This is a genomic window from Mycobacterium ahvazicum (assembly GCF_900176255.2).
Lineage (GTDB): Bacteria > Actinomycetota > Actinomycetes > Mycobacteriales > Mycobacteriaceae > Mycobacterium > Mycobacterium ahvazicum.
Window position 1 is genome coordinate 753166 of the sequence record NZ_FXEG02000003.1, and the last position, 14809, is coordinate 767974.

Genomic DNA, 14809 nt, shown 5'->3' on the forward strand with positions numbered 1-14809 from the left:
CACGGCCGGACATACCCACGGACATCACACCGACACTATCGCCGCAGGGTGGCGGCAATCGCATGGCAAACTAGACACCACGCGCTGAAGGATGGATACGGACGACACGGGAAGATGTGCGCTGACACGATGGACGAGCAGGACGGCACCGAGGCCGCCATCACTCCCAACGATCGCCTCGCGCAGCGGCTACAGGCCAAAGGTCTGTCCTCGCAGCGGTTCGCCACCGCGGTGGGTGTCGATATCAAGTCGGTGCGACGCTGGCTGGCCGATAGCGACTACAGAATTCGCGAACACAACGCCCGCAGCGCCAGCGAGGTGCTCGACTGCACTCCGCATGACCTGTGGCCCAAGCAGTACCCGGCCGCTACCGCCCGTGCAGTGACAACAGCGTCTGCGGGTGGGCCATTCACCGCGACCCTGTATGCCAGCCGTACTCAGCTGCCGATCACGACGTGGCAGCAGCATTTCGCCGACGCCACCACCGGCATCGACATCCTCGTGCTCGCGGCCACGTTCCTGTTCGACACCCTCGACGGATTCCTCGACACCCTGCTCGCCGCCGCCGCCCGCGGTGTGTCGGTGCGGTTTCTCGTCGGGGATCCCGACACTGCGACCACGATCTTGCGCGGTGAGGAGGAAGGGATCGGCGAGGCTGTCATCGCCCGCTGCCGCACGTCGGTGGAGTTGCTCGCCCCTCACGCCTGTACCCCGGGGCTGGACATTCGCACCCACGACACCGCGCTCTACACGTCGATCTTTCGGGTCGATGACGCCATGATTGTCAACTTCCACATCTACGGCTCACCCGGGCGCAACAACCCTGTGCTGGTTCTGTCACGTCACCATGAGCCAAGGCTCTGGACCACCCTCGAAGACGCTTTCACCCAGGTCTGGAACCGCGCCAGACCGCTGACCGCGAAAGGCTGACCCCCGATGCGCACCGACTACTACAATGACCCCAACGCCCCGGCGCCCAACAGTGTCGTTCCGTCCGCCTCGGCCATCGTCACCGACGAACAAGGTCGTATTCTGCTGATCAAACGCCGCGACAACACCCTGTGGGCGTTACCCGGCGGCGGACACGACATCGGCGAAACCATCGCCGACACCGCCGTGCGGGAAGTCAAAGAAGAAACCGGGCTCGACGTCGAAGTCACGGGTCTGGTCGGTGTCTACACCAACCCCCACCACGTGGTCGCGTTCACCGATGGCGAAGTGCGCCAACAATTCTCGCTACTGTTCGCCACCACGGTGCTCGGCGGGACCCTCGCCATCGACCACGAAAGCACCGACATCGCCTGGACTGCCCCCGACGACATCGCTGGCCTGGATATGCATCCGTCGATGCGACTGCGCGTCGAGCACTACCTGCAACGCCGCGACAGCCCCTACCTCGGCTGACCGCTGGGCTACAGCCAGTCGCGTACTCGCCGGACCGCCGCCAACAATTCGTCGCGGCCCGCGTCGACCGCCCGGTGCACCGGGTCCTCGGATCCATAACGCGCCAACACGTCGCGTAGTCGATCTCGCGGTGATATCGGCGCCCCGTCAGGTCCAGTCGTCAGATCGCAAAAAGTCAACGCATCAAGGACATTGCTGGGCGGATCGCTGAACGCGGACAAACCCGACAAGCCCCGCTCGGCAGCCTCCGCGTGCGCTCCGGTATGAAAGGCCACCAAGGAAGCGACCAGCTCCCCGAAACCCGCCGATCGCACGAACTCCGCTCCATCAAGGGGATGAAAACCGGTCCGGCGCACCGACGGTGCGTAACCGATATCGTGCAACCACCCCGCCGCGACCAGACAGTCCGCCGTTTGAGCATCGAAACGCCGGCTCAACCGCTCGGCAGTCGTCGCGACCCCCCGGACATGCGCCAACCGCCGCGGCTGCTCAGCCAGCCGCGCCTCGGCCTCGCGCCGTGCACGCTGCGCCAAAACTACGCTCACAACCGCCAGCCTACGAGCCCCAGCACCATGCCGCAGCCCCGTCGCGGCTGATGGCGCAGATCCTGGACACCCGCGACCCGCAGGAACCGGCGGCCACCAGCAGGCTTCGCTACGCTCGCTCTGCTCCCGTCCGCTGGCGCTCCCGTCCGCGCCGCTCCCTGCGCTCCGCCCTCCGTCCGCCGCCACGCATACATGCACCCACGACCGGCGCCGGAACTAAGTCGCAGGCCACAGGGCTGGCATCACGACGAGGCGCAGCTGCCCTCGCTGCTCGCCGCATCGAGACGCCGCGAGCGGCAGGCCGGACCAATAGCCTGACCGTCGCTGACCTGCGATGTGAGAACTTTCTTTACTGGTATCGAGACACCTGCTCGATACAGCGGCGAAGGCGTACCGCCGCTAACAGGAAGAAGTGCAGGTCACGTTCAAGAGTTTGGAGTTCCACGTGGTCGGCGTGCCGCTTGTTGAAGCGTCGGTCGATGCGTCCTGATTGGAGCGCCACGGCGTTGATCCAGTTGGTTGCCTCGGTGCGAAGACGCTCGACAATGACGCCCTCTGATGGGGCATTGCGTTGACGTTCCGTTGCCCTCATTCTGTCCCTGCTGTGTGATCCATGGGGTGCGTTACACCGGGGAGGAAGTGGTGTCGGGGGCCGCTGGCCGCGTGCGGCAGAGCGATGAGGTGTGTGCCCGAAACCGCGGAGTCCGGTTGTTGGAGGTGGCTTCCGATCAGGTTGACGAGTGTGGCTGCGACCGCTACGAGGTCGGCTGCCGAGCCGTGGAATGTGGGGACCGAGCAGCCCCTGGTTGGTATAAGTTCGTCATCGCTGGGTTCTTGCCACAGCGTGTGGTAGAGCTCAAGTCCGCTGTCGCCCTGGATTGTTCGGCCAGCGTCTTGATCGATGCTGGAAACTGTCGCTGTTGCGCTTGCGGCGCACAGCACGGCTAGGCCGAGCGTGCCAGAGCGAGCGTCTGTGGCGACCTGAGCGATCAATGCCTTTCGCGTCGGCGCAGTTGCCAACGCATCGAGACAGCTCGTGATGCCGTTGTTCACTGTGGCGTCGATGATGAGATCCGCTGCCAGGCACGACGTGTGGTCTTCTGGGAGGTGCCCTTCTGCGACGGTGACCGTCAGGTCATCACGGATCGCGCGGAGCCGTCCAGCGAGTGCCTCGGCTTTGGAACGGCCAATGTCGTCTTCGACGTAGTTTTGTCGGACGAGCAAGCCGCCGGTGACGATGCCAGGGTCGCACACGGTGATCTCCGATGCTCCTGCGCGAGCGATGAATTCGGCGATCCATGATCCGAGCCCGCCGCAGCCCCAGATGTGGACAGTCTTTCCTTGAAATCCGTTCACGGGGCGGCCGTCGTCGCGACGGGTTGTCACTTCGGGTCGTTCGTCGGACATCCTGCACCACTCAATCGGGATTTCAGTGTTGATCTTCGCGGGGTCGAGAACAATCCCCACACCCCGTTGCTGCGCGACCTCGCGGAGCGCATTCGCCGTTGGGGTGGGGAGCCGTCCGCCCAAGAGGTGGGGTGGGCCTCCAGCGGGGTGCGGCACGGCGAGGACGAAGTATTGCTCGGCGTCGTGGTGATTTCGTAACGCACTCGCCAGGAGGGCGGTGAGGAACGCCGGCGATTGCGGTGCGATCCGGGGAGCCCGTCCTTCGAGGCGGTCAAGGTAGGGGTCGTCCAGGAGAGCAAGCAGTAGCGCGAATGTGGATGCGGCACCGAACGGCAGCGCGGTGGCCAGGGTAATTACCGGTACGCGATGCCCGGCAGCTCCAGGCGAGTACGTCAGGTCGTATCGGTGCGTTGACCGGGCGATCAGGTGAGCCGTTTGGTGGCGCTTCGCCGGTCCGGGTTCTCGGGTAACGATCGTCGGTGTGTCATGTGCCTGATGCGGCACTCCGCCAACAGCGTGGTACATGGCGGTGGCGGCGTGGAAGTTTCCGGCGGCCGCGTCGACGAGCCAGTCCCAAAGGCGGGTGAGTAGGCCGGCCACACCAAGCGTCGGCTGCCATTCCCGTGAAGGATCCAAATAGATGCATAGTCGTTGACCCGCGAGCACATGGGGGTAGCCGAGAAACCGAGTGTGATCAACGTCGATAGCCGGTAGCGAGTACGAAGAGGGGCGAAGCTGAAGGATGAACTCCTCGGTCTCTTGAAGTTGCAGGCCACCCGGATGATGCGGGATGGCGGCCGTGCGTAGCGAGATGCGGAGCGACGCCTCGCCGCTAGCGTCGAGCGTGGGTCTTCCTCGGACCTGGATTTCGTTGGGACGTTGTTGCGCTAGCGCTTTGAGTTCGGCGAGGAGATGCTTCTGCCAGCCCGTCAGCGTGGGCTGGTGGCGTCTGGTCACCCTGCCCGACCAGAGCGCCCCACTGTTGAGTCCGCGGCAGAGGTGGCTGCTGGAAACTTCGCGCTAGCGGTTGTTGTGGCCGGCGCCTTGAATCCGTCGCCGAAGATGTTCTGCCACAGCTGGACACTGCGGTCTTTGTCTTTCTCCTCGTAGGCCGCTTCGATGTCGGCGGCATGCACGTGGATTCGGTCACGGAAGTAGCTGTAGGTCGCCTGAGCGCTCTCGGGGTCTGGTCCCCACCGGTGGTCGAACGTCACGCCGGAACCGGACGGGTCGGCGATGGAGGGCTTGATCGGGTTCGCTTGCAACCAGGTGTCGAGGTCTTGCACGACATGAAGAAGAGTTGTGGGGACGTTGCTGTAGTAACTCGGGTCCAGGAGCTTGCGCAAGTCTGTTACCTGCTCCCCCAGCATGGTGGTCAGCAGGACTGAACGTGTGCCGGTGAACGAATTCTTGTGATCACGAAGGTATTTCATGAGTCTGATCACTTTGCGTAAGTTCCCGCTGGCGATAGAGTCCTGTTTCTTCATCCAATCGGTGAAACCCTGCGGGTTGGTCAGCTCCCACTCGTTGTCGTCGCGGTTGACGATGACCTCTCGACCGTCGGCCAGGTTGAGGTGAGGGACGATGTCGACGTGCATGGAGTTGGCGTAGACGAGCCGCGCGCAGCGGCACTTACGTGAGTGCGGCATGGTGCCGTAGGTGCTGTGCCGATGCAGGGCTGCGTAGACCTCATCGATGTAGGTCTTGGGGTTGTCGGCCCAGTCCGGGTTCTGGCTCATGTCGAGCATGAAGTCGGCGTCGAACTCGTTGTCACCGACGGGGTTGATGATCGTGCGGTGTGCCCAGGAGCCTTGCGGCGTCTTGCCGGTGATCAGCGCACCGATTTCGACGTCGGCTTTGAGTGCCTTATAGATGGCTTCGACGCGCTGGTTGAGTAGGTCCAGTTTGAACTGGCTGAGATTGACCGTGTCTTTCAGCAAGACGTTGAAGTGGTCAGCGAGTTGCATTGGGGGCCTCCGTGTGTGAAATGCTGCCCGGATCGTCGCGGTGTCGGCGTCCGTTCACCGGTGTGTATGCGGGCGCCTGGTGGTCAGCGAATTTCGCGGTGTAGCTAGGGCTGAGTTCTCGGCTGACTGAGGCAGCGAGGCCGGCCACGTCCTTTGGGTCCGCCGAGTCCAGTGCGTAGAGGCCGCCGGGCACTAGAGCGTCGAAGCGCGTGTAGTTGGATTTGCCGATCAAGTGTTCGGCGAGGCCCTGTCCGCCACGGCTGCTGGCGTTAAGGATCAGCGGGGCAATCGGTCTTGCCCAGTGTAAGAGTCCGCCGCGGTCCAAGCGCTTGGGGTGATCGGTCAGCTGATCAATGGTGCCGACGTTGAGGACGGTAATCGCGTCGAGAGGAACACCGAGCATGCTGACGGCCTCGGCGATCGCGACGACAGCCGGGTTGTTGGCCCATACTCCGCCGTCAATGAGCCTGTGTCCGTCGACGTACGCCGCGGGGAAGTACAGCGGCGCCGCCGAGGTCGCCAGTGCAACGTCCACCATCGGTATGCGCCAGTCGCGGGTCAGCCGTGTGTGGTGCGGAGTCTTGAAGATGTGCACGGCCCCGCGTTGTACATCCCACGCGGGAATGACGAGTCGCTTCGTGCTGTCGCCAAGGAGTCGGGCTCCGAGGACGCCGGTCAACGCTTGCCGCAGCGCCTCTGCGTCATAGATGGGCGATCTCAGCTGCCGTGGTCGGCGCCATCCTCGCCGCCTCGACGCCGGAAAGACTTTCTCGACCAGTTCTTCGTAGTGGGAGACAATCTCCTTCGGCGTGAGGCCCGCACCGAGACCCAGTGCGACGATGCCGCCCGCCGACGTGCCAGCAATGAGGTCGAAGGAATCGGTGATCCTAACGCCCAGATCCTGCTCCAGACGTGCAAGCACATGCGCAGTGAACAACGCCTTGGCGCCCCCTCCATCGAGAGCGAGGACCTGGAAGCGCTCGGGGCGCGGGCCAGCCGCCTCGCGCTCGGCTGCTGGATAGACCTGCGCGGCGAATTCGCCAGGTCCCGGCGAGGACGTACCATTACCAAGGTTGGCAGGCGTCGCGGGAACTACATCCATGTAACTAGACTACGCCGCTCCGCCGACAACGACCTAGCCGTTATTGCCACCGGCGTGGGGACCCGCGCAGCCAGCAGCCATGTCAATGCTCCGGCTCAGCATTTGCCGGCTCCGTCGAGACCGAAACCGTTTCGCTCGGCGTAGCCGCACGGAAACGAACGACTGTCTGCTGGTGCGTCATCGCGACACGATGGCGACATGGCGCCGGAGCAGCGCCCGCACTCTGGCCGGCACCCTCGTCGGCGGACTGGAGATCATCTGCGCTGCCACACGCGCAGCGTCGCCGCGCTCGCCGGCCTTTGTGATCTTGGGGTCGCCCAGGCGCCACGGCGAAGCGTGGTAATCGGGTTGTGACGCGACGATCTCCAGTAGTGTCTCGATATCCTGGAGGTCACGTTCGGAGTCGCGAACGGTACGTGCCAGCATCTTCAACACGAATGCTGCCTCGACGTCGGGAACCGGAACTTCGAACTCAACCGTGTCGCCGTCGGTGAGTCGGGCTGTGACGGCGACTTCGATCGGCGGTAGGGCGAGCGCCAACCGCAGCCCTGGCGCTCCGTCGAAGGCTCGTTCGCCGATGATCCGCTTGCCTGGTTTGGCTGCGGTGGGAACTAAGAGGTCGACCGCTTGCTCACCCCGCTCGTAGCGGTTGCCGCACTCAGCGGTGTACCCCAGTGCGGTGAGTCGATCGTGGAGGTTCCCGGTGGACGCCACGTTGACGTCGATCCCGGTGTCTGCGTCGGAGGTCAGTCGCGGTATGCCCGACACGTTGTAGACGTGCCGCAGCAGTCGCACCATGTGACCGCCGATGACGCGGTACTCGATGTCGGCAGTGACTGCGGCCACGTCGCGCAGTGCACGCATTCCGTTGTCGTCGGCCACCGCAGTGCAGGCGATTTGCACCGATGCTGTTCCGGTCACCGGTGCACGATCCAGTCGCTGAGATGCTGCGGTGCACCGTCGCCAAGATCGGCACCGCCGCTGAGGTCCTGAAGCGCAATCACTGGATCCACAGTGATGATGTCGGAACGCTGCGTATCACGAATCCGCCGCCACCAGGCCGCGGTCGTCCAGACGGTCGGGTCGGCGGGAACCCGCACAGTCAAGGTCGCTTCCTCGGCGGTGGCCTCCACCAAACCGAACTCGGAGAGGTCGACCAGTTCTTTGGCATAGACCAGACCTCTGGTTGGTACCCGCCACGGTCGCAGGACGTCGGCGGCGACCTCGCCGCCAGCAAGGATCGGCACGGTGAGCTCGGCGCCGAGTCGGGTCGCACTGCGCACCTGCTCCACTACCGGATCCATTCCATACCAGTACGTTTCGACAAGTCCGCTGTCCGCAGGTACCAATGCCAGTTTCACCAGGAGCTCCCGGCGCGCAGCCTCGGTCATCGGCGTGTCCGGCAGCGGATCCTTCTCGGTCATTTTGGACACCGCCTGCTGGCTAACTCCGATGGCCGCGGCAATGTCGCGTTGGCGGAGGTGACCGCGCGTAAGCACACAGACCCGTTCAGCCGCCCGCCGCCGCCAGCTGCGCTCGCTGGCGGCGCGGGGCGGCCGTCCTGGTGTTGGCGTTCGGTAGGTTCGCCCGGAGAGCACCAGTTCGCCGGTGCTGCCGACGCTGAGATCCACGTCAGCCTGAGCCAGGAGCGCTGAACGTGCCTCATCTGAGATGGTCTCGCACACCACGAATACGCGGCGGCCTGGATGGCGGCGCACACGACTAAGGACTGCGGCCGGAGATGGCACACGTTCTGCCAGAACCAGGTCCGCTACTACGGCGCGGCCATCGATTCGGTATGTGATGCTGTGTGCATCACCAGTCACCATCCGCACGCCTGCGTCGACCAAGCGGGCAGGAATCGAAGCAGAGAGCACGTCTACTACTCTACTCAGTGACTACTTGTCAAACAACCTATTGTCGATAAATAGCGTTCTGGTTGTTTGACTTCGACCAACCAGTGGCGTAAAAACCGTCCATTGATCCGTCATACGCTGGTGGAGTTTAACGGGTCTAGCGTCGAGGAACCTGAGCAGATAGGGCTACTCTGACGTTTTCGCGGCGACGCCGGTAGCCCAGGCATCGCTGACAGCCGCTGACTCTTAATCAGCGGGTCTGGGGTTCGAAACCCTGACGGCGCACCATGCAAACGCACTGCTCAGGCAGGGTTGTTGTCGTTTCGGAGTGTTTGCTGCCTGTGACAGATGTGACCGATGTGACCGAAAGGTCTCCATATTGTCCCCGCGCTGCGGGAGCAGACCCACCACAGCAAACGGCGCGTCGGCGTGACATGTGAGACCGCCGTCCTAAGGTCGTGCCGTGTCTAATATGCCTCCCGACCCCGATGCATCTGACTCACGCGAGGACGGTGCACCTACCAAAGAGGCCTGTGCCAAGCTCTATCAGGAAGTGGGTCTGCTGCACGATCAGGTGACAATTTCGGTCACGCGGCCTGACTGGCCGTCGTGGTCATGATGGCTTCGTATTCGACGGGGGTCAACCGGCCGAGGGCGCCTTGGCGGCGACGTCGGTGGTAGGTGCGTTCGATCCAAGTGACGATGGCGATCCGCAGCTCCTCTCGGGTGGCCCAGCGGCGGCGGTCGAGGACGTTCTTCTGCAGCAGGCTGAAGAAGCTCTCCATCGCCGCGTTGTCGCCGGCCGCGCCGACACGTCCCATTGGGCCGACCATGCCGTGATGGTGCAGGGCCTGGACGAACTTTCGACTTCGAAACTGCGACCCTCTGTCCGTGTGAACCACGCAGCCGGCGACCACCCCACGGCGGCCGACCGCGTTGCGCAGCGCGGCGGTCGCCAGGCGTGACTTCATTCGGGAGTCGATCGAATAACCCACGATGCGGTTGGAGAATGCATCCTTGATCGCGCAGAGGTAGAGCTTGCCCTCGCCGGTGTAATGCTCAGTTATGTCGCTGAGCCACAACATGTTTGGCGTTTCAGCGGTGAAGTCGCGCTGGACCAGATCGTCGTGCACCGGCGGTCCTGGTTTGCCGTTCTTGTCGCGCTTCTTGCCGAACACGCTCCACAACTGCTGCTGTGAGCAGATGCGCCAGGCGGTGCGCTCGGCCATCGGCTCGCCGGCCTCACGGGCCTCCTCGACGAGGTAGCGGTAGCCGAACTCGGGGTCCTCGCCGTGCGCGTCGAACAGGGCGTTGGCGCGGTATGCCTCGACGAGTTCGGCATCGGTGATGGGATTTGCCCGCCAGCGGTAGTAGGGCTGGCGGGCGAGCTTGAGTACCCGGCGCGTCACCGCGACGGGAATCCCGTCGGCGGCGAGCTCACTTACGAGCGGGTAGACCCTTTTCCCGGCAGATTGGCCTGCGACAAGTACGCCGCTGCCCGCCGTAAGACTTCATTCTCTTGTTCCAACAACCGATTTCGGCGTCGTAGCTCGCGCAGATCAGCGGAGTCATTGGTGCTCTTACCCGGCTTGGCGCCCTCGTCGACGTCGGCTTGGCGCATCCACTTGGTCAACGTCATCGGGTGCACGCCGAAATCGGTGGCGATCTGCTCGATCGTCACCCCGTCGTCGGGTTACGGGCAACGCGGACGACGTCGTCGCGAAATTCACGGGGGTAGGGCCTAGGCACACTGACATCCTTCCAGCCCGCCCGCTTTGGGCAAGCCAACTCAGATGTCACCTATTGGTGCAGCAGACCCGATGATCGTGGGCTGGCGGGTAGCGTCGCACATGCGTACCACCATGGTGCTGGATGCGTTGGAGATGGCTCGTTGGTGACGCGGAAACACGTTGCCGGGCTTGACATGTCACTCCGATGCCGGATCGCAATTCACCTCTATCCGCTATGGCGAACGGCTCGCCGAGATCGGAGCGGTCCCCTCGATCGGCACGATCGGAGACAGCTACGATAATGCCCTGGAGACGGTGAACGGCTACTACAAGGCGGAGCTGATCTACGGGCCAGTCCGCACCAGGCCGTGGAAGACCGTCGAGGACGTCGAACTCGCGACCCTGAGCTGGGTGTACTGGCACAACACCAGCCGCTTACACAGCTACCTTAATGACATCCCACCCACCGAGTTCGAAGCCGCGTTCTACGATGCACATGGGACCGACCAACCCCTGGCCGGAATCCAATAACCCGAGCCTCCGGGAAAGTCAGGGCGATTCAATCAAGTAGCTAGAGTCCGATACGTTTGGCGATGACCTCGTTCATGATTTCGTTGGTGCCGCCGCCTATTCCGAGAATTCGGCAATCTCGATAGTGTCTCTCGATCTCAGACTCACGCATGTAGCCCATCCCACCGAAGATCTGAACCGCCTCATTGACCACGTAGTCGCACGCATACACAGCGGTGTTCTTGGCCATCGACACCTCGGCAACGACATCCTCCCCCGCTAGCCACCTCTGCATGACCGCACGGGTGTAGGTGCACGCCACGTCGACCTGTCGAGCCATCTCCGCAAGCTTATGGCGAATGATCTGGCGCCCCGTCAAGGGTCTACCGAACGTTTCACGTTCCCGCGCCCAACTCTTGGCAAGGTCGAGAGCCCGACCCGCCGTCGCGTACGCCTGGACGGCGATGCCGAGCCGTTCAGCCTGAAATTGCTGCATGATCTGCAAAAACCCACTGTTCTCTGCCCCCACCAGGTTGTCAGCCGGTACGCGAACGTCGACGAAAGACAACTCGGCGGTGTCGCTACATCGCCACCCCATCTTGTCTAACCGGCGGGACACTTCGAATCCAGGCGAATTCTTGTCGATCACAAGCAATGAAACTCCACCGTAACCCGGTCCGCCGGTGCGTACCGCCGTAGTAACGAAGTCCGCTCGAACTCCGCTGGTGATGAACGTCTTTGCTCCGTTGACCACGTAGGTGTCCCCTTCGCGCACCGCGCGTGTGCGCAAATTCGCGACATCTGAGCCTGCCCCAGGCTCGGTAACGCCCAGCGAGCCGATCATCTTTCCTGCGAGCGTAGGACGGACATATCGTTGAATCAGGGCGTCGGAGCCATTGGCGGCAATGTGGGGAAGGGCAATGCCATGGGTGAACAAGGCGGCGCAGACGCCAGTGGACCCGCCTGCGGCCAGGATGGCCTCAGTGACCAGTGCAGAGTCAATCGCATTGCCGCCGCTGCCGCCGACTTCTTCCGGGAACCCGATTCCGAGAAGCCCCACCTCGGCAGCATTGAGATGCAGGTCGCGCGGAATCTCACCCACGTGCTCCCATTCCGCTAGCTTCGGCGCGATTTCACGTTCGACGAAAGACCGCGCCATTTGGCTCAGCGCTCGTCGCTCCGGCGTGGTCCACACCTCCGGGGCGATAGCGAAACGAGCAGCCCCATCCCTGCTTGCCGTGGTCGTGCCAGCGTCCGTCATCTCAGCCTCCCAGAGAATGTGATAGATGATCGATGAGGGGTCTGATGCTTGCCGTCCTCACGACGGGAAAGAAGGGCCCGACGCCAACCACCCAAGCGGCCCGGCCGCATGATCTGCAGCAACGCAAGGACATGAAGACAGCAGTGGGCATGATGCTCTTCAGAACCGGACCAGCCCTCGGATATTTTTTCCTGAACGCATATCCTGGTAGCCCTCATTGATTTGGTCGAGGGAGTATTCGCGGGTGACCAACTCGTCGAGCTTCAACAGCCCCGCGGAGTACAGCTCGACCAGTCGCGGAATATCGTGTGGCGCATTGGATGAGCCATACAAAGCGCCACGAATCTGCTTCTCGTAAAGCGTCATTTCAAGCAGTGATCCTGAGATCGATGAGTCGTCGGGGTGCCCGATGGCCGTGACCACGACGCGTCCGCGCTTTCCGACCAAGGCCAGCGCTTCCGCGGTGTAGGAGGCCTCAGCCACATCGGTGGTGAGGATGCAGACATCAGCCAGCTTGCCCCGCGTCATATCGCTGACCAGCGACCAAGCTTCATCCATCGAGGCCGCGGTGTGCGTCGCACCGAACCCGCTCGCTTGCTCTCGCTTGAACTTCACCGGATCGACCGCCACAATCGCTAGCGCTCCCGCGATTCGCGCGCCCTGAATCGCATTCATTCCGATCCCGCCTGTTCCCACTACCACGACGGTGTCCCCGGCGCGCACCTCCCCAGTCCGCACCGCAGATCCGTAACCGGTCGTGACGCCGCAACCGATCAAGGCTGCCCGATCCAGGGGGATTCCGCCGTCAATCTTGACCACGGATGCCTGCGGCACCACTGTGTACTCGGAAAACGTCCCGAGCAAACACATCTGCCCGACGTCCTCGCCTCGTGCGTGAAAGCGATAGGTGCCGTCGATCTGCGGTCCCATCATGAGCGCCGCTCCCAACTCACAGAGATTGCCCATGCCGCGCGCGCAGTACGAGCAGCGCCCACACGAGGGAAGGAAGGTCAAGATGACAGAATCACCGTCGGACAGTTCCTCAACCCCTTCGCCGCACTCCACGACTGTGCCGGCACCCTCATGGCCCCCTACTACCGGCAATGGGATCGGGAGGTCGCCGGTCACCAGATGTTCGTCGGAATGGCACAAGCCGGTGGCCGTCAGCCGCACGAGGACCTCCCCGGGACCTGGCGGATCCAACTCGACTTCTTCGACCTCCCACTTCTGCTCCAAGCCCCACAAAACAGCGGCACGTGTCTTCATGTTGAAGTCCCTTCTATCGAATTACGCTTCTCGAGTAGTTATCCCGACCGCGCACGGTGGTCGCGCGAACTGTCCTGGATGATCTCCGGGCACATCGCCCAGAGGCCCGCGCCGGCCGCTCACCCGGGCCCGGGCGCGGTACCGCACCGACATCACACATTGAGCAGGTCGTGACGCTTGTCGGCTTCGAGGATTGCCCGATATTCTGGAAAGAGGTTTTTGGCCTGCGGTATGAGCTTGATCAGTTTCGTGACAGGACCTTTCGCTCGTACAGTTCCTTTGGCCATCGCCATGGTCAAGTTCACCTTTCCCAACCAGAACTTGTTACCGGTATCCGCGGACATGAACAATTCGACATTCGGTGTAACGCCACTGTCCGCGCCGGTCTCTATCACCTTCTTCGGCATATCCACGGTTACTACCGCGTCCGGATCGGTGTAGTGGATCCGTAACACCACCCCGGACCCGGCAAGTCTGTTCGCAAGGTCTTCGTTCTCCAAACCTCGTCGAAAGATGCCGGCGAGGTAGCGGTAAACCTCTTCCGCATCAGCGAAGACAGCCATCGTGAATCTCCATTCTATTGACGCAATCCAAGCACTCACAAAGAAATCCGTTGGGTCGCACCCAGGTTGATTTCCTCCACAGGCAATCAGGACTCATAGGAGTAAATTCCCTGCCTCCCTCAGCGCCTCCGCAAGTCGACGTTCGGCTCGCGGCAACTGCGCAGCGAGGGACGCGGCGCCACTCGCTCGCCGGCGCGGATCTGCACCGCGTTTGTATGCGGTGTGCGCAACAGCGGTCCACAACTCAGATGCGGTCTTCGCAGCCTCCGCTGCTCGGAACGCAGGTTCGAAACTCAACTCTTCAGCGATGCGTCGACATCCACGTGCCTGCAGATCTCGGAACAGACCGCCTCCGGTTCCAGCCTTTTCGATGAAGGCGCTCAGCGCAAACAAGGCACCGTCGAGGGTGTCGTCGTCAAAGATCTCCGGCCACCGCTTGAGGTCCTCCACAAAGGTCGATACCCCTGATAATCCACGCACCTGAATCTCACAATCGGAGCCCTCGGTGATCGGCGCGCTCACAAACGAACCCTGCATCGCGTCCGCGGACCTACGGAAGGCCGACCGGGCAGCATTGCCGAGATCTGGTGCGGCGCCGGGCCACTCGACCACGTAGGTGGTGTGCCGCGTGGGGACGGGAAATCCCGTCGATGCCCGCGCCTTCCGTAGATTCTCGTAAGGCACGGCTTGAGGTGTATCGCGATCGTTATCAACCACGAACGCGAGTTCCTCGTCGTCGTCGTACCCTACGATCACGACATCGTGTCGGCTCATACTCAGACGCGTTCTCAGATAGGGTAATTCGGCGATGTCAGTCCACACCATGACCGGCGTACCGGCATCGATATGTTCGGTCACCCATTTCCAACCGAGATCGGGGTCGTCTGTCGAACGACACTCGAAGCGCGCGCCCAACCGGGTCAAGTATTCGTCTTCGAGGTCCGCGCTGCGTCCAACGAGGTAGATCGGTGGACGTAGGTGGGCCGAGCGAACATACGAGAAGTCGAGGGCCCCGCCGAGAGCAAACACGATGCCTTCGTCCGGGGTGTCATCACTCCAACGGATCCCGGCCCATTCGGTCAAATCCCGAAGAGCCCCCGATCCGCAATGGCCGCCCATGTCGTGGCGATACGGCACCACCATCGATGCCATCAATCCTCCTCCAGGTGACTAACGTGCAGGCGGCAACTCATCTGCG

General features: G+C 62.7%; 13 protein-coding genes and 2 pseudogenes. 3 read left to right on the top strand and 12 right to left on the bottom strand.

The genetic code is table 11. The annotated features are described in order from the left end of the window. Positions 1-129: 129 nt before the first annotated feature. Both MAAFP003_RS16185 and MAAFP003_RS16190 read left to right on the top strand, forming a co-directional pair. Positions 130-930 carry a hypothetical protein gene (locus MAAFP003_RS16185; protein ID WP_005110620.1) on the top strand — a complete coding sequence of 267 codons (801 nt, stop codon included), beginning with the start codon at positions 130-132 and terminating at the stop codon, positions 928-930. 6 nt (positions 931-936) lie between these two features. Further along, on the top strand, positions 937-1404 hold the full coding sequence (locus MAAFP003_RS16190) for an NUDIX hydrolase (RefSeq protein WP_005110618.1): 468 nt from the start codon (positions 937-939) through the stop codon (positions 1402-1404). A gap of 8 nt (positions 1405-1412) precedes the next feature. On the opposite strand, the gene MAAFP003_RS16195 is transcribed toward MAAFP003_RS16190, so the two are convergent. From MAAFP003_RS16195 to MAAFP003_RS16235, 8 genes and pseudogenes are all read right to left on the bottom strand, one after another. Further along, entirely contained in the window at positions 1413-1949 is a 537-nt protein-coding gene (locus tag MAAFP003_RS16195; protein WP_005110615.1) for an HD domain-containing protein, read from the bottom strand. 349 nt (positions 1950-2298) lie between these two features. Next, positions 2299-2541: a hypothetical protein gene (locus tag MAAFP003_RS16200; protein WP_005110614.1), complete on the bottom strand. Its 243-nt coding sequence runs from the start codon at positions 2539-2541 to the stop codon at positions 2299-2301. Then, positions 2538-4313, bottom strand: a complete 1776-nt coding sequence (locus MAAFP003_RS16205) for a ThiF family adenylyltransferase (protein WP_005110612.1) — start codon at positions 4311-4313, stop codon at positions 2538-2540. The genes MAAFP003_RS16200 and MAAFP003_RS16205 overlap by 4 nt, the downstream gene beginning before the upstream one ends. Continuing rightward, a complete protein-coding gene (locus MAAFP003_RS16210; protein ID WP_005110610.1) occupies positions 4310-5323 on the bottom strand; it encodes an SMODS domain-containing nucleotidyltransferase in 1014 nt (337 codons plus the stop codon). The genes MAAFP003_RS16205 and MAAFP003_RS16210 overlap by 4 nt, the downstream gene beginning before the upstream one ends. Then, positions 5310-6425, bottom strand: coding sequence for a CBASS cGAMP-activated phospholipase (locus MAAFP003_RS16215; protein WP_070949315.1), 1116 nt, complete (start codon positions 6423-6425; stop codon positions 5310-5312). Before MAAFP003_RS16215 ends, MAAFP003_RS16210 begins: the two co-directional genes overlap by 14 nt. Positions 6426-6602: 177 nt before the next feature. Continuing rightward, entirely contained in the window at positions 6603-7346 is a 744-nt protein-coding gene (locus MAAFP003_RS16220) for a nucleotidyl transferase AbiEii/AbiGii toxin family protein (protein ID WP_005110607.1), read from the bottom strand. Continuing rightward, entirely contained in the window at positions 7343-8254 is a 912-nt protein-coding gene (locus MAAFP003_RS29395; protein ID WP_174551595.1) for a hypothetical protein, read from the bottom strand. The genes MAAFP003_RS16220 and MAAFP003_RS29395 overlap by 4 nt, the downstream gene beginning before the upstream one ends. 614 nt (positions 8255-8868) lie before the next feature. Continuing rightward, positions 8869-10030: pseudogene (locus tag MAAFP003_RS16235) on the bottom strand (IS3 family transposase). 69 nt (positions 10031-10099) lie between these two features. On the opposite strand from MAAFP003_RS16235, the pseudogene MAAFP003_RS16240 reads away from it, so the two are divergent. Then, positions 10100-10542: pseudogene (locus MAAFP003_RS16240) on the top strand (DDE-type integrase/transposase/recombinase); the annotation flags it as partial. A 40-nt stretch (positions 10543-10582) separates the two neighbouring features. Here the strand turns inward: MAAFP003_RS16240 and MAAFP003_RS16245 are convergent. The 4 genes from MAAFP003_RS16245 to MAAFP003_RS16260 all read right to left on the bottom strand — a co-directional run bounded on the left by MAAFP003_RS16245 (position 10583) and on the right by MAAFP003_RS16260 (position 14763). Further along, complete coding sequence (locus MAAFP003_RS16245) at positions 10583-11782, bottom strand: acyl-CoA dehydrogenase family protein (protein WP_064897365.1); 1200 nt, start codon at positions 11780-11782, stop codon at positions 10583-10585. A 159-nt stretch (positions 11783-11941) separates the two neighbouring features. Beyond that, the gene (locus MAAFP003_RS16250; protein WP_064897367.1) at positions 11942-13048 is read right to left on the bottom strand and encodes an NDMA-dependent alcohol dehydrogenase; all 1107 of its coding nucleotides are present in this window, start codon (positions 13046-13048) and stop codon (positions 11942-11944) included. A 152-nt stretch (positions 13049-13200) separates the two neighbouring features. Beyond that, positions 13201-13611: an SCP2 sterol-binding domain-containing protein gene (locus MAAFP003_RS16255; RefSeq protein WP_096288487.1), complete on the bottom strand. Its 411-nt coding sequence runs from the start codon at positions 13609-13611 to the stop codon at positions 13201-13203. Positions 13612-13704: 93 nt separating this feature from the next. After that, entirely contained in the window at positions 13705-14763 is a 1059-nt protein-coding gene (locus MAAFP003_RS16260) for a BtrH N-terminal domain-containing protein (RefSeq protein WP_014805687.1), read from the bottom strand. Positions 14764-14809: the final 46 nt, after the last annotated feature.